General features: G+C 66.6%; 15 protein-coding genes and 1 pseudogene. 10 read left to right on the top strand and 6 right to left on the bottom strand.

Features of this window, described 5'->3' with window-relative positions:
• Positions 1 to 130 precede the first annotated feature (130 nt).
• From E3T35_RS14105 to E3T35_RS14095, 3 genes and pseudogenes are all read left to right on the top strand, one after another.
• Positions 131 to 1,063: an ABC transporter permease gene (locus E3T35_RS14105; RefSeq protein ID WP_134343722.1), complete on the top strand. Its 933-nt coding sequence runs from the start codon at positions 131 to 133 to the stop codon at positions 1,061 to 1,063.
• Between the two features lie 2 nt (positions 1,064 to 1,065).
• Positions 1,066 to 1,803: pseudogene (locus tag E3T35_RS14100) on the top strand (ABC transporter ATP-binding protein); the annotation flags it as partial.
• A gap of 184 nt (positions 1,804 to 1,987) precedes the next feature.
• Entirely contained in the window at positions 1,988 to 2,338 is a 351-nt protein-coding gene (locus E3T35_RS14095) for a hypothetical protein (RefSeq protein WP_134379701.1), read from the top strand.
• A 332-nt stretch (positions 2,339 to 2,670) separates the two neighbouring features.
• Here the strand turns inward: E3T35_RS14095 and E3T35_RS14090 are convergent, their stop codons facing one another.
• The 5 genes from E3T35_RS14090 to E3T35_RS14070 all read right to left on the bottom strand — a co-directional run bounded on the left by E3T35_RS14090 (position 2,671) and on the right by E3T35_RS14070 (position 9,151).
• On the bottom strand, positions 2,671 to 3,954 hold the full coding sequence (locus E3T35_RS14090; protein WP_134343720.1) for an O-antigen ligase: 1,284 nt from the start codon (positions 3,952 to 3,954) through the stop codon (positions 2,671 to 2,673).
• A 22-nt stretch (positions 3,955 to 3,976) separates the two neighbouring features.
• Entirely contained in the window at positions 3,977 to 5,410 is a 1,434-nt protein-coding gene (locus E3T35_RS14085) for an O-antigen ligase (protein WP_134379699.1), read from the bottom strand.
• 142 nt (positions 5,411 to 5,552) lie between these two features.
• Positions 5,553 to 5,990 (bottom strand): SRPBCC family protein, encoded by a 438-nt coding sequence (locus E3T35_RS14080; RefSeq protein ID WP_134343718.1) that lies wholly within the window; start codon positions 5,988 to 5,990, stop codon positions 5,553 to 5,555.
• 89 nt (positions 5,991 to 6,079) lie between these two features.
• The gene (locus tag E3T35_RS14075; protein WP_134343717.1) at positions 6,080 to 7,537 is read right to left on the bottom strand and encodes an NAD(P)/FAD-dependent oxidoreductase; all 1,458 of its coding nucleotides are present in this window, start codon (positions 7,535 to 7,537) and stop codon (positions 6,080 to 6,082) included.
• Between the two features lie 435 nt (positions 7,538 to 7,972).
• Entirely contained in the window at positions 7,973 to 9,151 is a 1,179-nt protein-coding gene (locus tag E3T35_RS14070; RefSeq protein ID WP_134343716.1) for an acyl-CoA dehydrogenase family protein, read from the bottom strand.
• A gap of 125 nt (positions 9,152 to 9,276) precedes the next feature.
• Between E3T35_RS14070 and manA the strand changes: the two genes are divergently transcribed.
• Complete coding sequence (gene manA / locus E3T35_RS14065; protein WP_134379697.1) at positions 9,277 to 10,557, top strand: mannose-6-phosphate isomerase, class I; 1,281 nt, start codon at positions 9,277 to 9,279, stop codon at positions 10,555 to 10,557.
• On the opposite strand, the gene E3T35_RS14060 is transcribed toward manA, so the two are convergent.
• Positions 10,554 to 11,510 (bottom strand): GlxA family transcriptional regulator, encoded by a 957-nt coding sequence (locus E3T35_RS14060; RefSeq protein WP_134379695.1) that lies wholly within the window; start codon positions 11,508 to 11,510, stop codon positions 10,554 to 10,556. The genes manA and E3T35_RS14060 overlap by 4 nt on opposite strands.
• 92 nt (positions 11,511 to 11,602) lie before the next feature.
• Here E3T35_RS14060 and E3T35_RS19385 point away from each other — a divergent pair, with 92 nt between their 5' ends.
• The 6 genes from E3T35_RS19385 (at position 11,603) to E3T35_RS14035 (ending at position 19,114) form a co-directional block, all read left to right on the top strand.
• The gene (locus E3T35_RS19385) at positions 11,603 to 11,743 is read left to right on the top strand and encodes a hypothetical protein (protein WP_158252843.1); all 141 of its coding nucleotides are present in this window, start codon (positions 11,603 to 11,605) and stop codon (positions 11,741 to 11,743) included.
• A gap of 46 nt (positions 11,744 to 11,789) precedes the next feature.
• Positions 11,790 to 12,755, top strand: a complete 966-nt coding sequence (gene galE, locus E3T35_RS14055) for a UDP-glucose 4-epimerase GalE (RefSeq protein WP_134379693.1) — start codon at positions 11,790 to 11,792, stop codon at positions 12,753 to 12,755.
• Positions 12,756 to 12,971: 216 nt separating this feature from the next.
• Positions 12,972 to 13,289 (top strand): WhiB family transcriptional regulator, encoded by a 318-nt coding sequence (locus tag E3T35_RS14050; RefSeq protein ID WP_092342011.1) that lies wholly within the window; start codon positions 12,972 to 12,974, stop codon positions 13,287 to 13,289.
• Positions 13,290 to 13,461: 172 nt separating this feature from the next.
• Entirely contained in the window at positions 13,462 to 16,563 is a 3,102-nt protein-coding gene (locus E3T35_RS14045) for a glycosyltransferase (RefSeq protein WP_134379691.1), read from the top strand.
• The gene (locus tag E3T35_RS14040) at positions 16,553 to 18,010 is read left to right on the top strand and encodes a DUF5719 family protein (protein ID WP_134379689.1); all 1,458 of its coding nucleotides are present in this window, start codon (positions 16,553 to 16,555) and stop codon (positions 18,008 to 18,010) included. The genes E3T35_RS14045 and E3T35_RS14040 overlap by 11 nt, the downstream gene beginning before the upstream one ends.
• 138 nt (positions 18,011 to 18,148) lie before the next feature.
• Positions 18,149 to 19,114 (top strand): MTAP family purine nucleoside phosphorylase, encoded by a 966-nt coding sequence (locus tag E3T35_RS14035; RefSeq protein ID WP_241988867.1) that lies wholly within the window; start codon positions 18,149 to 18,151, stop codon positions 19,112 to 19,114.
• Positions 19,115 to 19,121: the final 7 nt, after the last annotated feature.

Below are 19,121 nucleotides of genomic sequence, written 5' to 3'. Positions count from 1 at the left end.
GAACCACCGTAGTAGGCTAGCATGAGCGATTATTGCCGTCCGATGTGACTTCACGGTCAAATACTTGACGTGACAGTACATAACCGATCTCATCCACTGGACATCGCCGTGGATGGTGCGATGGAGATGCATGGGTACCGAAGCACGGAGGCGAGCATCTAGACTCGCTTCACTTCCATTCGAGCGAGCCGGGTCTGCAAGCGGTTCAGCCGTTTCGGGTTTTGCTTCGGCCGTGCGTGAAGCGTGGAGTCACCGCGAACTCCTCGACTTGTTGATCAGGCGCGAGCTCAAGGCCCGCTACAAAGACAGCTCATTAGGTTTTCTCTGGAGCCTGATCCGCCCTCTCGTAATGTTGGCGATCTATTACTTCGCTATTGGAAAGATACTTGGCGCGGAGCGCGGAATTCCTCAGTTCGCCATTTTCGTTTTTAGCGGATTAACCCTCTGGGGGTTGTTCAGCGAAATCATCTCAGGCGGCACGATGTCGATCTTGAGCAATGCCGGACTTATAAAGAAGGTTTACCTCCCTCGAGAAATATTTCCTCTGGCTTCGACAGGTTCCGCGATGTTTAATTTCGCCGTTCAGCTCGTCGTACTTATTTTTGCCACAGTCGTTCTCCTGCAAATTCCGTGGCAGATAGAGATATTCTACGCGCCATTGGCGATCCTCGTTGTCGCAGTATTTGGAATTGCTTTCAGCCTCTTTCTCTCAGCTGTGAATGTCTATCTTCGCGATGTTCAATACTTAGTCGAGGTGTCGTTGCTCATTGGGTTTTGGATCTCGCCCATCGTCTATTCCTTTGGTTTCGTTGTTGATGCCTTGGGGCGAGCAGGCTTGCCGGGGTGGGTCACCGAAATTTACCTTGCCAATCCAATTACGATCGCCATCCTCGCTTTTCAAAAAGCTTTCTGGATCGCTGGCAGCACGCCCGAAGCGGGGGCTGTTTACCCTGAACATCTCGGCCTCCGGCTCGTTGTGATGATCATTGTTGGACTCTTGTGCGTGTGGGGCGCCCAGCGCGTTTTCTCGCGTTTGCAAGGCAATTTCGCCCAGGAGATCTAGGAATGTCGACAGTATCTACAGTGCCCGATGTGATTCACATCAATGACGTGTCCAAGCGCTTTGTTATCCGCAAGGATAAATCCCTCAAAGAACGGATCGTGAATTTTCGCCGTTCCAACATGCACAAGGATGATTTCTGGGCCTTGCGAGACGTCTCGATTTCGATAACGGCCGGCACGACCATTGGGCTGCTGGGAGCGAACGGTTCAGGGAAGAGCACGCTCCTCAAGGTGATCGGAGGGATTATCGAGCCCAGCAGTGGATTTGTTGAGCGGCGTGGGCGTCTCGCCGCGTTGTTGGAGCTGGGCGCGGGGTTTCATCCTGACCTCACTGGACGCGAGAATGTGTACCTCAATGCTTCTATTTTGGGACTTTCGAAGCAAGAGACTGATGAATATTTTCAGTCGATTGTCGACTTCTCCGAGATCAGTGAGTTCATCGACACTCAGGTGAAGTTCTACTCCTCAGGGATGTACGTGCGCCTCGCCTTCGCAATCGCAGTACACGTTGATCCGGATATTTTGCTCGTCGACGAAGTACTCGCCGTGGGCGATGAACCGTTCCAACAGAAGTGCATGGCGAAAATCCGAGAATTTCAGAGCGAGGGGCGAACCATCGTCTTCGTGTCTCACGCGGCATCGCAGATTGCTGAATTGTGTGATCGCGTTGTTGTTTTGTCGCATGGGAACATTATTTTCGATGGTGAAACAGAACCAGGGATTGCCGCGCTTAGGGAGTCCTTCGGAAGTCACTAGCCGATGAGGCCGGTCTGACGCTGATCGAAGCGCTTGCCCCTCCGTGCTCAATCGTCGTCCCGAATTGGTGCGGTAGATATATGGGGATCCGGTATAGAACGCGAATTTCTGTTCGAATTGGCTTAGTTGTGGTACTGGCCTTGGCGCTGCGGCGCCGGCCGAGCCGATCGTGAGTGATCCGCCGGTGGCGTCGCAGGCTCCCTCTGCGACTGCCGAAGCATTTGATCCGGTCGCGGAGGCGCCGGAGTGCGCGACGGCCTTCACGCCCGACGCGTACACAGATTTCGATAGCTCCGGGCTGAAATTGCGGGAGTACCAGGGGTGGCGAACGGATAGCCAGTTCATGTCAGACGATGACGGCATCGCCTGCGCGTGGCAGGGTTCAGGGGACGCGGTGGTCGTCTTTGGCCAACTCGCTCTGGCCGCCGCTGAGTGGGAATCCAAAATGGCGGAGCTCCTCACCGCTGGCTTCCTAGAAGAGACCGCTCCGGTCAGGGGCGCGAACACGGTATCCAGCTAGGAGATCAACGCCCGGCGCGCAGCTCGTCAAGGGCGGACGCGGTGGTTACGGCAACATTGAAGAGCGGCAGGTCTGAAAACCCTCCGCGGATCAGCGGCGGCCGGTACCGTATGCCGTCCAGCCGTGCCACGGCGAATATTCGCTTCGATGGACACCACCTGTGGTGCGAGTGAGTCCCACTGTTCAGATGCGTGACTTGTATCGTTCAGCCCCACTACCGAAGTGGCGCAGGTTCCGCGCAGCGGCGCAGCCCCCGCGTAGCTGGGCCTGGTGACGACGCGGCGCGACGCAGTCACACACAACCGAGCCCCGGGGACCGAGCGGCCTCGGGCTTACGGGGCGTCGGGGTGCGGCTTGTGGGGCAGGGCGCTGCGCCAGCTCAGGCCTTGCGCGGCCTTGACCGCACAGATCACGAGCAGCAGCCAGCCGAACTCGAACAGAATGGTGCTCTCCGCGGCGCTGGTCACGAGCAGGGTCACCAGAATGAGCGGAGCCCAGACATACGCCAGCGAGCGCTTGTTCGAAGCGAGCAGCCAGGAGCGCACGAAAGCCAGCAGCACCAGGGCGAGAAACGCCAGAAAGCCGATCAGTCCCACCTGAAAGTACACGTCGAGGTAGGCGTTCAGGCCGGTCACGTGCACGCGCCCGGTGGTGAATTCCAGCCAGCCATACGGGGTCACGTCTTGCGGCCAGAATCCGGCCCAGCCCCAGCCCTCGAGCGGATGCAGCTCCACCAGCCGCCACATCTCGGTCCAGAGCGAGTAGCGGGCTTCGAACTCGCTGCCGGCGTTCAGGGCGCTGATGATGGCGGTGCGGCCGAGCCAGGCCGCGCCGGCGGCCACGAGAGCCGCGCTCAGGAGGCCGAGCTGCAGCATCCGCCTGCCGTCAACGGCAGTGCGGCGCAATCGATAGAGGGCGAGGGCGGCGACGGTCACGCAGAGGGCGACGACCACGATGACGGGGGAGCGGGTGAGCACGAGGCAGATGCCGGCCAGCCACATGGAGCCGATGCCGAGGCCGCGCGGAATGGAGCGGGCGCGCAGTTCCACGTAGAAGGTGACCGCGGCGATGAGGGCGATGAGGCCGAAGACGTTGCGACTGCCGAAGATGCCCTGGATGGGGCCGAGCCGGTCGATGTCGCCGACGACGCCGAGAAAGGCGATCGGCAGGTCGAGCAGCAGTCCCGAGAGCACCTCGAGCACAATGGAGAGCCCGAGCAGCATCCGCAGCACATCGCCGGTGGCCCGCACCACCTGAAAGGTATCGCGCACGAGGGCCACGTAGATGGCGAGGAACCCCACGGTGATCTGGTAGCTGACGCCGATGATGGTGTCGGAGACGTAGCCGCTCCACAGGCCGGAGAGCGCGCACCAGGCCACGAACACGATGATCGAGATGGGGAGCAGGCCGTGCCACTCCACGATGGGGCGGCGGGCAACGAGCGAGAAGATGGCCAGCACGACGAGGCCGCCGAGAATGCCGATGAGGCCGGCCCAGCCCATGACGCTGCGCAGCAGGTGGGTGCTGAACGCGGTGGCCAGAATGATGAGCGTGAGCGAAGCCGCGAATTTCGGCGACGCGAGTACGCGACGCAGGGCTTCGGGCAGGGTGGGCATCCTCTAATTTACCGCGCCGGGGTTACGGCATCGGCCGGGGCGCGTGCTGCTGCCGCTTGGTGACGACGGCGAGCACGACGAGAATCACCCAGCCGCTCTCGATCAGCATCCGGCTTTCGGCGATGCTCTGCGCGATCAGCGCGGCGAGCAGCAGCAGCGGCAGCAGGGCGCTGGCGGCGAACGGTTCGGTGTCTTTCACGCCGAGGCGCGGCCGGTCGACGGCCAGAAACCAGGCCCGCCACAGGGTGGAGAAGACCAGGGCGGCGAACAGAATCACGCCGATGATGCCGAGCTGCAGCCATACGTCGAGCCAGGCGTTGTGCGCCTGCAGGTAGGTGACGCCCTTGCGCACGGCGAGGTCGTTGAACGGTTCCACCCACGGCACCCAGTAGCTCACCCAGCCCCAGCCGAACACAGGACGTTCCAGGGCGAGGTGGGTGACGCTGCCCCAGATATCGAAGCGGCCGGTGAGATCCTCGCTGCGGCCGAGCATGCCGAACAGCTGCCCGGAGAACAGCGCGAGTGCCGCTGCCACCACCAGAACGGATGCCGCCGCCACGACATACAGCGGCCGGCGGTGCTGGTCGTGCACTCTGCGCGCCCAGAGGGCGAAGAGCAGGGCGGCGACGACCGCGACGAGCGACACGGTGACCGTGGCGGAGCGGGTGAGCAGCAGCATCCCGATGGCCAGCGCCAGCCAGACCAGGCCGGCGTTGCGCTTGACGGTGTGGGCTCGTAGCTGAACGGCGAAGACGATGATGGCGGTGAGTGCGATGAATCCGAGCAGGTTGCGGTTGGCGACGATGCCCTCGATGGGGCCGCCGGCTAGCAGCAGGCCGCGGCTCCAGTAGAAGGCGTTCGGTACGTCTTGAGTGCCGTAGTCGACGAAGAACGGCAGCACTTCATGTTGTACGACGACGGCCACGAACAGCTCGAACACGAGGCTGAGTGCGAGCACCCAGCGCAGGGCGCCCCCCAGGGTGCGCAGCAGCTCCGGCCAGGTGAGGGTGACGGCCAGGAACAGCGCGGCGAGGGTGGTGATGAGCTGCAGGGCCACACCCAGAGCGGATGCCCCCGGGTAATACGACCACGCGATGGACAGGGTCGCCAGTAGCAGGAACGCCGTGATGGTCTTGGGAAACTTGCGCCAGTTCAGGGCGGGGGCGAGGGCGGCCTGGTAGGTGTTTCCGAGGGCGATGTCGCGGGCGACGTCTTGGGCGGTAGGGGTGTCGTTGGCGACGCTGCCGGCCGCGACGAGCTTGAGGGCATTCGCGCGGTTGCGGGCGTTGGTGCGCTGGGTGCTGAGGCCGATCACGCTGCCGACCGCCACGATGAGTGCGATGGCGCCGAAGCCCCACCAGCCGCCGAGGTTGCGCCAGAACTGGCCGGCCAGAACGGTGAACCAGACGAAGGTCGCGAAGAGTCGAATGACGAGGCGACTCTGCACGGCGGACATGGCTTCAGATTACCGGTGTTGTTGTATCGGCAGGCGCGACACCGATGCGCCAGGTCACGCGAGAGCGCAAAAAGTGCCCGATTGGAGGGCTCAATCGGGCACTTTTTGCGCTCTCGTGGAGCGGAGTTGCGGGGTTTTGCGGCTACTCGGCGTGGCCCTCGGATAGGTAGGCGAGGCGGAGCAGGGTCTCGGTGTTGCGGTAAGCGATGGCCAGATCGCTCAGCGGGGTGGGAACCAGGCGGGCCGGGCCAGCGACGACGTCTTCGGTGATGCGCACGCGGCATCCGCTGTCGTGATTTTGGATGTCGATCGACACGTGCGCCTCACCCATCGGCCAGCCGCGGGCCTTGAGCATGACATGGCGGGGCGCGTTCCACTCGAGAACGGAGGTGGTGTCGTCGATGAGGGCGGGCCAGACTCCGACCGAGTGATGGATGCGGCTGCCGACCGCGGGCCAGCTGGCGTCGACGTCGCGCATGCGGCTCGCGCCGACGACCCAGGTGGGGTAGAGCCATCCGTTTTCGAGCACCGCGAAGACCTGCTCCGGGGTGCAGCTCATCGTTCGGTAGTTCACGGCCATCGGGGCTCCTATGGTTTGTCGCGAGAGCGCAAAAAGTGCCCGATTGGAGTGCCCAAACGGGCACTTTTTGCGCTCTCGCGGGGAAATAATCAGGGGGAGAGGGGCGGGGGAACAGTGATGTTGTATTCGTGGGCCAGGGCACTCAGAGCAGCTCGGTAGCCGCACATTCCGTGCACGCCGGGGCCGGGCGAGGTCGACGATGAGCACAGGTAGACGCCGTCGAGCGGGGTGCGCCACGGGTCGGGCGAGAGCACGGGACGGCGCACGAGTTGGGCCAGGCTGATGGCTCCGGCCGCGATGTCGCCGCCGATGTGATTGGGATTGTGGTTCTGCATCTGCGCGGCGGTCTGGCTGGCCGTGGCGAGAATGGTGTCGCGAAAGCCCGGGGCGAAGCGTTCGATCTGGCGGGTGATCTGCTCGGTCTGGTCGCGGGTGGAGCCCGCCGGCACGTGCGTGTAGGCCCAGAGCACGTGCTTGCCCTCCGGCGCGCGGCTGGGGTCGATGATGCTCGGCTGGCTCGCGAGCACGTAGGGGGAGTCGGAGTGCTGCCCGTGGGCGACCAGGTTCTCGGCGCGGGCCTGGTCGGCGCGGGTTCCGCCCACGTGCAGGGTCGGCGCTCGCCGCAGGTCGTCGGCGCTCCACGGCACCGGTTCATTCAGGGCGAAATCCACCTTGGCGACGGCGTTGCCGTAGCGAAACCGGCTGAGGGTCGTGGTGTACCGGTCGGGCAGGGCCCCGGCGGCCAGCTCGACGAGCGCCCGGGGCGTCACGTCGAGCAGCACGATTCGGGCCGGTGGCAGGTCTGTGAGCTTGTGGATGTCAGCATCCGTTATTATTTCGCCGCCGTGCGCGAGCAGGTCGTCGGCGAGGGCCTGAACGATGGCGCCGCTTCCGCCGGTGGGGATGGGCCAGCCCCCGGCGTGCGCGTGTGCGGCGAGAACGAGGCCGGCGCCGGCGGTTGACGGACTCGGCAGCCGCCCGATCGAGTGGGCGAACGTGCCGGTGAGCAGCGCCGGGGCCGTCTCGCCGGTGAAGCGCCAGTTCCAGGCAGGGCCACCCTGCTCGAGGGTGCGCAGCCCGAACCGGGCCAGCGTGAGCGGATGCCGCGGCACCCGCAGCAGCGCGTCCCCGGTGAGTTCGGCGACTTCTGAGATGTTGTCGACGAGGGGATTCAGCAGCTGAAGCCAGGCCGGGCCGTCGCGGCCGAGGCCGGCGGCGGTGCGCTCGATGTCGTGCCAGGCCACGCCGGCGCGGCCGCCGGGCAGCGGATGCCCGTAGGAGATCTCGGGCACAGTGAGTTCGATGCGGTCTTTGAGACCGAACTTCTGAAAGAACTCGGAGGCCAGCGCGAGTGGGTGCACGGCGCTGCCCACGTCGTGGTGGAACCCGGGCAGGGTGAGTTCGGCGGTTGCCGCGCCGCCGCCGATCTGCGCGTTGCGCTCGTAGACGCGCACCCTGAGGCCGGCGCGGGCGAGGGTGACGGCGGCGGCGAGGCCGTTCGGGCCGGATCCGACGACGATCGCGTCAAGCCCCTGGTCGGTCGTCACGCGCGGCCGTGCTCGTCAAGTCTCATTCCGACACCGTAGCCCGGGGGTGTGGTTGTCGCACAGTACACGGCCGGTTTTGGGGGCGCGTTCCTAAGAATCTGCAGCCCTACTCGAGGGGGTGTTCACAACTGCGGAGATGTTCCCGCGAATGCGTGAAATCCGGCTGTGACGACCCGGTTCGTGCGAAATCTCCGCAGTTATGAATGGCACTCCGGGTAGAGATCGCGGGAGCGGGGTCGCGGGCCATCCGTTTGGGTACGTAACGCCGGGAATCTGCGACACGCCGCGCCAAACGGATCGCGGCAGAGCGTGCGGCCGGGGTCGTTCTTTCTGGGGGCACCCCGTCTGGGGCTGCCGGAACAGCACATGCCGCCGGTATGTTTACACATCGACGTGTGGCCCGCCCCCGGGCTACACGTCACCCGCGCCGAAAGCTCAGACGAAGGCGGTCTGGCCGGTGATGGTGCGGCCCACGATGAGGGTGTTCATCTCTTGGGTGCCCTCGTAGGAGTAGATGGCCTCGGCGTCGGCGAAGTGCCGGGCCACGTTGTACTCGAGGGTGACGCCGTTGCCGCCGAACAGCTCGCGGCACCAGGCCACACTTTCGCGCATGCGGCTGGTCGTGTAGGCCTTGGTGAGTGCGGAGTGCTCGTCGCGCTGCACGCCCTCGTCTTGCAGCTGCGACACCCGCACGACCATGCCGAGGCTCGCGGTGATGTTGCCGAGGCTTTTGACCAGCAGGTCCTGCACGAGCTGGTGCCCGCCGATCGGCTTGCCGAACTGTTCGCGCTCGTGCGCGTAGGCGACGGCGGCGTCGTAAGCACCGATGGCGTTGCCGACGGCCGCCCAGGAGACCTCGGCGCGCGTGGCCCGCAACACCTTGGCGGTGTCCTTAAACGAGTTGGCATTCTGCAGGCGCAGGCGCTCGGGAACCACCACGTCGGTCAGGGTGATGTCCGCGTTCTGCACGGCGCGCAGGCTGATCTTGCCCTCGATCTTGGTGGCCGCATAGCCGGCAGTATCGGTGGGAACGATGAACCCCAACACCTGGTTGTCGGCGGTGTCCTTGGCCCAGATGATTGTTATGTCGCTGAACGTGGCGTTGCCGATCCAGCGCTTGGCGCCGTTCAGGGTCCAGTTGTCGCCGCTGCGAGTGGCCGTGGTGCGCAGGCCCCGTGCGCTGTCCGAACCGCTGAGCGGCTCGGTCAGGCCGAACGCTCCAATGATGTCGCCCGAGGCCAGCTGCGGAATCCACTCGGCCCGCTGCTCGTCCGACCCGCAGGCTTCGAGCGACCCGGCCGCCAGGCCGTTCTGCACGCCGACAAAGGTGGCGACGGATGCATCCACTCGCGCCAGTTCCAGCGCCACGAATCCCCGGAACACCGCCGAATTCGCAAACGGCTTCGTTGACTCCCAGCCGAAGGAGTACATGCCGAGCTCGGCAAGGGGCTTGATGATCTGGGTGGGGAATTCGGCGCGGTCCCAGCATCCGTTTGCGATCGGCCGTACCTCTTTTTCGAGGTAGGCGCGCAGTTTGACGATGGCCTCCTGCTCGGGCTCGGTGAGAAGGTTTTCGTAGCCGAAGAAGTCGCTGCCGAGTAGCTCAAAGGTCATGGATGCTCCGTTGCAAGATGGGCGGTCGACGCGCGACCGGTGCGGTTTGGTCAGCCTAGGGTCGTTGGCTGAATGCTCGAAGTCGGTTGGTAGTTTGGTCTAAACACTTTGAGAAGGAGCCGAACATGTTTGTGGGCATCACCAACGCGCCGCGCAATTACGCCTGGGGGTCCACGCACGCGATCGCCGATCTGCTGGGTCGCACGCCGTCGGGTTTGCCTGAGGCCGAGCTCTGGTTGGGGGCCCACGCCGGGTCACCGTCGGTAATCGAGGATCCGTCGCAGGTCGGCGGGTCTTCGAACCTCGCCGAGTGGATCGCTTCTGCGCCCGAGGTGGCGCTCGGCGCTGGCTGGGCGACGCGGCAAGCGGATGCCCCGCGCCTCCCCTTTCTGCTGAAGATTCTGGCCGCCGGACGCCCGCTATCGCTGCAGGCGCATCCCACGACAGAGCAGGCCCGCGCCGGATTCGAGCTCGAAAACGAGGCCGGAATCGCCGTCGACGCCGGCAACCGCAACTACCGCGACCCGTTCCACAAGCCCGAACTCATTTTTGCCCTGAGTGACACGTTCGAAGCGCTCTGCGGATTCCGACCGCTGCCCGAGGTGCGCGGCATCATCGCCGAGCTGCGCCTGCTCGACCTCGCCACCGAGAACCCGCAGGCCGCGGCCATCGACTCGCTGGAGAATCACCTGGCCGGGGGGCTGCGCGACACCGTCGACTGGCTGCTGCGAGATGGCCGGGGCGGCGACTCCGGCGAGGTGGAATGGCTGGTCGAGCGGGTGGTCGCGCTCGCCGCGCACGCCGAGTTTCTGGCCGCGGGCGGAGCGGCCATCGGCTATGCCCGCGAGCTCGCGACGGTGCGCGCGCTCGCCGCCGAGTACCCGGGCGACCCCGGAATCGTGCTGGCCCTGCTCCTCAACCGGGTGTCTTTGAAACGCGGCGAGGTGTTGTATCTGCCGGCCGGCAACATCCACGCGTATCTGTCGGGACTCGGCGTGGAGCTGATGGCCGCCTCCGACAACGTGCTGCGCGGCGGGCTGACGCCGAAGCACATCGATATCGAGGAGCTGCTCGCGGTGCTCGACTTCGAGGCGGTGACGGCGCCGTACCTCGCGCCGGTTGTGCTTGCGGAGGGCGTCGCGCTGTATCGCCCCGGGGTGCCTGATTTCGAGCTCGTGCACATTGAAGCGGATGCTGCCGCCGCATCGGCGACACCCGTCACCATGCGACAGATCACCCTCACCGGCCCGGCCATTGCGATCTGCACTGCCGGCGGGTTTCTGGTCGCGGGGGCGGCATCCTCTCGCCCGTTGAAGCGCGGCCAGGCTGTGTACGTCACACCCGACGAGGGCACGCTGACCTTCGCGGGCACCGGCGAGGTCTTTCTGGCGATGCCCGGCGCCTAGCCGACCTTGCGGGGGCCGAAGGCCCGGCGGTAGGCGGTCGGGGTGGTCTGCAGAACCTGTAGAAAGTGGTGGCGCATCACGGCGGCTGCGCCGAAGCCGGTGTCGGCGGCGATCTCTTCGAGGCTGCGGGAGCTGTCTTCGAGCAGTTCCTGTGCGCGCAACAGTCGCTGCCGGTTGAGCCAGCGAGTCGGCGTGGTGCCGAGTTCGGCGCGAAACCGGCGGGCGAAGGTGCGCGGTGACATGTGCGACTTGCGGGCGAGCAGGTCGACCGGTAGTTCCTGGTCGAGGTGGCGCAGCATCCACTCGGTGACGGCGGCGAAGGATTCGTCCTGGCAGTCCACGACCGGGGCTTCGATGTACTGCGACTGGCCGCCGTCGCGCTGCGGCGGCACGACCATGCGGCGGGCGATGATATTGGCGGCCGTGGCGCCGAGCTCGGTGCGCACGATGTGCAGTGCGGCGTCGATGCCGGCGGCGGTGCCGGCGCCGGTGACGACGTGGTTGTCGTCAACGAAGAGCACATCGGGGTCGACGGTGGTCTGGGGGAACGATCGGGCGAGGGCGTCGGTGTACATCCAGTGGGTGGTGCTGCGGCGTCCGTCGAGGATGCCGGCGTGGGCGAGCACGAAGGCGCCGCTACAGACGCTGAGTACCCAGGCGCCGCGGGCTTCGGCGTCGCGCACGACCTGGAGCACGCGGGGGTCGATCGGTGCGCCGGACTCGTAGCCGGGAATGGCGATGAGGTCGGCGTCGGCCGCGGCTGAGAGGTCGTCGTGAATGACGATGTCGAAGCCGATCTTGGTGCGGATCGGTCCGGGTTCGGCGGCCACAACGTGGAAGTCGAAGGCTGGCCCGCCCTGGGCGCTGCGGTCGATGCCGAACACCTCGCAGATCACGCCGAATTCGAACGGCGCCAGACCCGGGAGGGTGACGCAGACGATTTTCTGGAGCATGGGCATCCTCTCGTCAAGGTTGGCAGAAATGTGTCGAACTGTGTCAATGCTGCCACTCGCGGCAGAAAAGCACAATACATAGAGTTTCTGCCATGTTCATCTTTATGCTCCTCCTCATCGTCCTTGCGGTCGCGGGTATTGCTGCCACGATCCGCTCCCTGTACCTCGACGGCTACGGCCAGAAAACTCCCCACGTGACCGACGAATATGACGCTCTGATTCGCTGGCGCTAGCCTGTAGCGGTGGCGCATCGAGTGCCACGCGAACGAGCGGAGCCTCATGGCGTGGTTGGTAACCGGCGGGGCGGGCTATATCGGCTCGCATGTGGTGCGTGCTTTCCAGGCTGAAGGCCTCGACGTGGTCGTGCTCGATGATCTCTCGAGTGGACACGAGTCGTTCGTGCCGGCCGACGTGCCGTTCATTCGGGCCAACGTGCTCGACGGCGAAACCGTGTTGCATGCCTTCCACGAGCATCACGTGCACGGAGTCGTTCATGTGGCCGGCTTCAAGTACGCCGGCGTCTCGGTGCAGCGCCCGTTGCACACCTACGAGCAGAACGTGACGGCAACCGCCACGCTGCTCGCCGCCATGAGCTCGGCCGAGATCGATCGCATTGTGTTCTCCTCGAGCGCCGCTGTCTATGGCACGCCGCACACCGACCTGGTCACCGAGGAGACGCCGAAGAGCCCGGAGTCGCCGTACGGCGAATCCAAGCTGATCGGCGAGTGGCTGCTGCGCGACCAGGCCGTGGCGACCGGTCTGCGCCACACCTCGCTGCGTTATTTCAACGTGGTCGGCTCCGGTGACGTGTCACTCCGTGACACCAGTCCGCACAACCTCTTTCCCCTGGTCTTTGCGGCCCTGCTCGACGGCCGCACGCCGCGCATCAACGGCGATGACTATGCCACGCCCGACGGCACCTGCGTGCGCGACTACATTCACGTGGCCGACCTCGCGCTCTCCCATGTGGCTGCGGCTCGCCGCCTGGATGCCGGCGACGCAATCGAACCGGTCTACAACCTGGGCAGCGGCGACGGCGTCTCGGTCGGCGAGATCATGGCCACGGTGCGCCGGGTCACCGGCATCGACTTCACGCCCGAGATCGGTCCGCGCCGCGCCGGCGACCCGGATCGCATCGTGGCCTCCGGCGCGCTCGCGGCTCGTGACCTGCGCTGGAGCATGCGTCACACCCTGGAGCAGATGGTGCAGAGCGCCTGGGATTCCTCGCGCACCGCCGTGCACTGAGCTCAGCGACACGCCGGTCGGGCCAACGATCGTGCTACGTTCGCGACGTTGTTTTGAGCCCGCGTACCCCCCGAATGCCCGATTTTGCCATCATCGGCGCGTCGCAACCCTCCAGCCCGTATTGAGGGTTTACGATCTGCGACTTGACGTTAGCGAATTACACCGGTGTAATTAGGTGCAGCACCAAACGGTGCGTAGCGAGCGCTGGGAGACGATATGGCTATACCTGACTATCGTTCCGGAGTACCAGAGGACTGGTTCGTTGACCCCGTCACCCTCGGTGTCCCGGGAGTACGACAAGATCTCGGCGACGAGAACCTTCTGGCCTGGCAGGCCGACTCGCTCTGCGCCCAGACCGACCCCGAGGCGTTCTTCCCCGAAAAAGGCGGCTCCACCCGCGACGCCAAGAAGATCTGCTCCGGCTGCGAGGTGCGCAACCAGTGCCTCGAATACGCGCTCAGCAACGACGAGCGGTTCGGCATCTGGGGCGGACTCTCCGAGCGCGAACGCCGCAAACTGCGAAAGCGCGCCTAACTCCTTCGGCGCGCGCAAGCAAATGCCGGCAGGCGAGCCGCTCCACGGACCGACGAGACCCGGTCTCTGAGCGGATGGCGCCGCATCCGCTTCGCTATTGCCTCGCCAATATTTGAGGCGCGCCCTCTCGGTTCAGGGCCGCGGGCCGATCCCGACCTAGGCTGGTTCTGTTATGCAACCCAGAGTCACCGCCATCCTTGTCGCCCGAAACGGCGCGAAACACCTTGAGCGAACTCTCAAGGCGCTGTCGCTGCAGACCCGTAAACCCGACATTGTCATCACCGTGGACTGCGGTTCGAGCGATGCGACCGCAAAGATGCTCGCCGAATTCGGGCCGACGCAGTTCATTGCCGCCGACTCCGATCTGAACTTTGGTCAGGCGATCGCCGCCGCAGTGCGCGCGAGCGCGCCGCCCACGCACGACCGCGAGCTGCTCTGGCTGCTCGCCCAGGACAGCGCGCCCGACCCGACCGCCCTCGAGGTGCTCGTCGACGCGCTCGAGATCGCCCCTTCGGTAGCAGTCGCCGGACCGAAGGTCATGGAATGGATCGCCGGCGAATATATCCATAATTTCGGCGAGTCGATGACGCCGACCGGCGCCACCGTCACCCTGGTCGAGAGTGAACTCGACCAGGGCCAGCACGACGGACTGAGCGACGTGCTCGCCGTCAGCGCCGGCGGCCTGCTCGTGCGCCACACGGTGTGGGAGCAGCTCGGCGGGTTCGACCCGGCCCTGCCGACAGTGGATGATTCCCTCGACTTCTGCGTGCGGGTGCGGCTCGCCGGGTACCGCGTGTCGGTCGTTCCGGCGGCCCGCGTCGCCTCGGCCGGTGACGGCGTCGCCGGGCCCAACCAATCCTCGCGGGGGCGCCTCCGCCGTCGCCGCGTGCGCGCGGAACGTTCAGCGCAGCTGCACCGCCGGCTGGTCTACGCGCCCGCCGGAGCCCTGGTTTTTCACTGGCTGTCGCTGCTGCCGCTGGCTTTTGTGCGCTCGCTCGGGCAACTGCTGCGCAAGGAACCCGGCGCGATCGTGGGCGAATTCGCGGCCGCGTTCGGCGCCGCGTTCAACGGAATGCGCGTCGGCAACGCCCGCCGCTCCTTTGCGAAAACGCGCACGCTCGGTTGGGATGCCATCTCCACGCTGCGGGTTCCCTCGAATGAGGTGCGCCGGCGACACTCGCTCAAGCGCGAGGCGAGCCTGTTCGGCCTGCACGGCGAACGCCCGGAGATTCGATTCTTTTCCGGCGGCGGCGCCTGGACCATGCTCGCCGCTGCGGTCGTGGGCATCATCATGATGGTGCCGCTGCTCGGCGCCGACACCCTCACCGGCGGCGGGCTGCTGCCGCTGTCTCCGACCCTGCCCGAACTGTGGGCGAGCGTCGGCTTCGGCTGGCGCGACCTGGGGCTCGGCTTCGTCGGCGCGGCCGATCCGTTCGCCGCGGTCGTGGCCGTGCTCGGTTCGATTGCGTTCTGGTCGCCGTCGTTTGCTCTCGTACTGGTCTATGCGCTCGCCTTTCCCCTCGCTGCCGTCGGTGCCTGGATGGCCGCGACCCGCCTGACCGACCGCGGCAGCCTGCGCGCCCTGGCCGCCGCGCTCTGGGTGCTGGCCCCGACCTTTCTGATCGCCCTCGCCGACGCACGTCCGGCCGCGATTCTGGTGCACCTGCTGCTGCCGTGGCTGTTCTTCGCCTGGTTCGCCGCCGCGCGCACCTGGTCGGCATCGGCATCCGCTGCCCTGCTGTTCGCGGCCGTCGTCGCCTGCGCGCCCTCGCTCGCCCCGGCCCTGCTCGTGGTTTGGGCGCTCAGCGTGGCCCTGGCCGGCCGCCGAGTGATGCGCTTCATCGGTATTCCGCTGCCGGCGCTCGCGCTGGCCCTGCCTCTGCTGGTCAACCAGGGACTGCGCGGTGACTGGCTGAACCTCGTCGCCGACCCGGGCCTGCCCGTGCCGAGCGGCCAGGCTCCTACCCTGCAACTGCTGCTCGGACTGCCCGGAACCGACGGCTGGGCCGGCGTGCTCGACCGCTTCGGCGTCGAGGGCCTGGACCCGCAGTTGTTCGTACCGATTCTGCTCGCGCCCCTCGCCGTGCTCGCCCTGCTCGCGCTGCTGCTGCCCGGCGCGCGCCTCGCCGGCGGCGCCTGGCTCGTTGCGCTGCTCGGCTTCGGCACCGCCCTCGCCGTCAACCAGCTCGTTCTCGCCGCGATCGGCGCCGAACCGGTGCGCGTCTGGACCGGCAGCGGCCTCAGCCTGTACTGGCTCGGACTAGTCGGTGCCCTGGTGATCGGCCTGCGCTCCCTGCACCGCTTTGCGTCGACGCCCGGTGTGGTCGCCGCGCTCGCCCTGGCCGTGGTCGTGCTGCCGCTGGTCGCCTCGCTGCACCTCGGCACCGCCGCCGTGCGCGAGGGAACCGGGCAGACCCAGCCGGCCTTCGTCGCCGCCGAGGCCCAGATCGACAACCGGGTCGGCACGCTCAAGCTCACCCCGCAGGCTGACGGCGGGCTGCTCGCCACGATCGAGCGCGGTGTCGGCGCGACCCTGAACCAGCAATCCACCCTGGACAGCACCGATGCAACCCTCAGTAACCGCGAGAAAGCGCTCGCGGAGCTCGCCGGCAACCTGGCCTCGCACAGCGGACTCGACACCAACGCTGACCTGGCCGAGTTCGGCATCCGCTTTATCGTGCTGCAGCCCGGCGGCGCGGGCGTCGACGCGGCCGACACCGCGCTGCGCACCGAAACCGCCCTCGACGGCAACTCGAGCCTGGCCCCGGTCGGCGATACCGAGTTCGGCCGCCTGTGGCAGTTCGGCGAAACGGATGCTGCCGCCTCGACCCCGATACCGGCTCGCGCCGGCGGCGTTTTCGGCCTGGTGACCCTGCTCATTGCCTTCGCCGTGGTGGGCAGCGCCGTTCTGCTGTCGCTGCCGATCGGCGCCGGGCGCGAAGCCGTCCGCCAGGCCAACCGCGACGCGATTCGCCGGGCCGCCCGTGCCGACGCCAAACAGAAGCCCAAGCGCGTGCGGCGGTCGAAGGGTGCTGTGTCATCCGATCGTGACGAGGAGTTGGAGGTGCCGCTCGGCACCGATCTCGAAGCCGACCTCGCGATCGACCGGGAGACCGGCGTCGGGACCGGGTTGGAATCGGACGACCGGTTCGCCGCCGCCGACGATGCTGCGGCCTCCGAACCAGGCGCCGCCGCTGCCGACCGTGCTATCGCCGACCCTGCTGCTGCCGACTCGGCTGCCAACGACCGACCGGAGGACGACAATGCCAGATAAAAGCCAACTCGCCCGCATTGGCGGCCGGGCCGGTCGCGGTGTGCTCGGCCTCGTCGGCATCGCTGTCGTCGTCGCGACGCTCGGCGCGGCCACCCTCGTGACGCTGCCGACCGTTGCACGCAACCCGCAGTCCAGCGAGATCGCGCCGCTGCCCAGTGAGCAGCAGCGGGTCTGCCCCGGACCACTGCTGACCCTGGCCGAGGACTCGACGAAGGCGCAGTCCGCGTCGAGTGTGGGAGCGGCATCCGCTGTGTATGGAGCGGTTGAGGCTTCATCGCTGGAACAGATTCGGCCGCAGGTGACCGAGATCACCGCGGTCGACGACTCGAACAGCCGGCAGCCGCCGTTGCTGCTGACCGTTCCCGTGCAGGATGGCGCGACCGTTCCGCCTCTCGTGGCCGGAAGTCAGTCGCAGGTCGCCGCCACCGACACCATTGGCGGGCTCGCCGTCGCCGCCTGCGCCGAAGCGGTCAGCGACAGCTGGATCGTGGGCGGCTCGACCGATATCGGGCGTACCAGCCTGCTGCTGCTCGGCAACCCGACCTCCGTACTTGCGACCGTCAACGTGACGGTCTACGGCGAGAGCGGACTCGTGGACGCACCCGGCGCGACCGGCATCCTGGTGCAGCCGGGCGAGCAGCGGGTCATCTCACTAGCCGGACTCGCGCCGAACGTGAAATCGCCGGTTCTTCACGTCTCCTCGCGCGGCGGGCAGGTTGCCGCGTCGCTGGAGCAGAGCAGCATTCGCGGCATCGAACCGGGCGGAGTCGAGATCATCGGCACCACCGCGACCCCCGCCACCAACCAGATCATTGCCGGCGTACGCGTCACGGCGGCCGTCAGCGAGAAGACGGTGACGACGGGCGAGGGGTTCAACGCCGACACCGCGTCGATTCGGGTGTTCGTGCCGGGTGATGCGGCGGCGACCGTGCAGATCGGCGTGACGAGCGCCGACGGGTCAGGTTCCGGCACGTCGACCCAGGTGAATGTCGAACCCGGCATCGCCACCGAAATTCCGCTCGCGCCGCTGGCCGTTGGCAGCTTCTCGGTGCAGTTGCGCTCCGACGAGCCGATCGTCGCGGCCGCCCGCACCGCCACTGACAGCACCGGCGGTAAGGACTTCGGCTGGTTCTCGGCGTCGGCGCCGCTCAAGGGCCCCTTCGTGGTGGCCGTGGCCGAGGGCCCGTCGCCGACGCTGCACCTCGTCAACAGTGGGGCAGCGGATGCCTCCCTCACCCTCACCCCCGCCGCTGGCACCCCGGTAGACCTCACGGTGGGCGCTGGGGCCAGCGCCACGGTGCCGCTTCAAAGCGGAGAGCGCTACGTGGTGAGTGGCGGGTCTGAACTCTGGGCGCTCGTGGATTACTCCGGCGACGGGGTGCTGTCGTCGTTCGCGCTGAACCCGCCCGGGCCGCTCGCGTCGTCGATTCGCGTCTACACGCACTAGCTGTCTGTGCAACCGGGACCGGTCCCGGAAACCGGGCCCATTTTCTGGTCGGGGCCCGACCGGGTAGGCGGGCTTGCGCGGGCACGCAGGTTTCGATGGCACACTGAACACTCGACTTTTAAACGCTGGGAGCCGCTTGTGACGTTTGACCCGACTGCCGACCAATTGGCTGCGCCCTCGGCCGAATCGCTGCCCGAACCTCTGGTCGACCCGACGGCGCGTGCCGAGGTTGCCGTCATCGGCGGATCCGGACTCTACGAACTCATCGACCCGGCCGGCGCCGTAACGCACCAGGTACAGACGCCCTACGGAACCACGCCCGTCACGATCGGCCTGCGAGCCGGTCGCCGGGTCGCGTTTCTGCCCCGGCACGGCAGCGGTCACAGCGTCGCCCCGCACCTGATCAACTACCGCGCGAATATCTGGGCGCTGGCCTCGATCGGCGTGCGGGCGATCATCTCCTCCTCGGCGGTCGGGGGAGTCACGCCGGAGTATGCGCCCGGGCTGCTCGTGGTCACCGACCAGTTCATCGACCGCACGACTGGACGTCCCGACACGTTCTACGACCGGGAATCGGTGCAGCATCTCTCCGCCGCCGACCCGTTCGATCCGCTGCTGCGCGGGTACGCCGTGAACGCCCTCGAAGAGCTGGGCGAGAACTTCGCCCCCACCGGAACGGTCGTCGTCATTCAGGGCCCGCGGTTTTCGACCCGGGCGGAGTCGGTCTGGTTCCGCTCGATCGGCGCCCACATCGTCAACATGACCGCGTACCCCGAGATCGTGCTGGCCGGCGAGCTCAACCTCGGCACGGTAAACCTTTCCTTCGTGACGGATGCCGACGCCGGGCTCGCGCCGGTGCTCGCAGCGGATGCCGGGGACGCCGAGACCGCCGCCCGTGGTGAATCCTCCCTCGAAACGGATGCCGTGACCGCCTCGGTCGTGTTCCGGCGCCTGCGCGACGCCCAGCCGCGTATTCTGGCCGCGATCGACGGCATCCTGCGGGCCCTGCCGACTGACTTCGCTCCGCGTGAGCTCATCGACCCGGCCCAGGTCGCCGCCGTACTCGCTCGTGCCGTGGTGTCTGACCCGGATGAGCTGGCGTGAACATGGA

Origin of the sequence: Cryobacterium sp. TMT1-2-2 (assembly GCF_004403505.1) — a bacterium.
GTDB classification, from domain to species: Bacteria; Actinomycetota; Actinomycetes; order Actinomycetales; family Microbacteriaceae; genus Cryobacterium; species Cryobacterium flavum.
The sequence above is the reverse complement of the archived record's forward strand: the minus strand, read 5'-3'. Positions and strand labels throughout refer to the sequence as shown.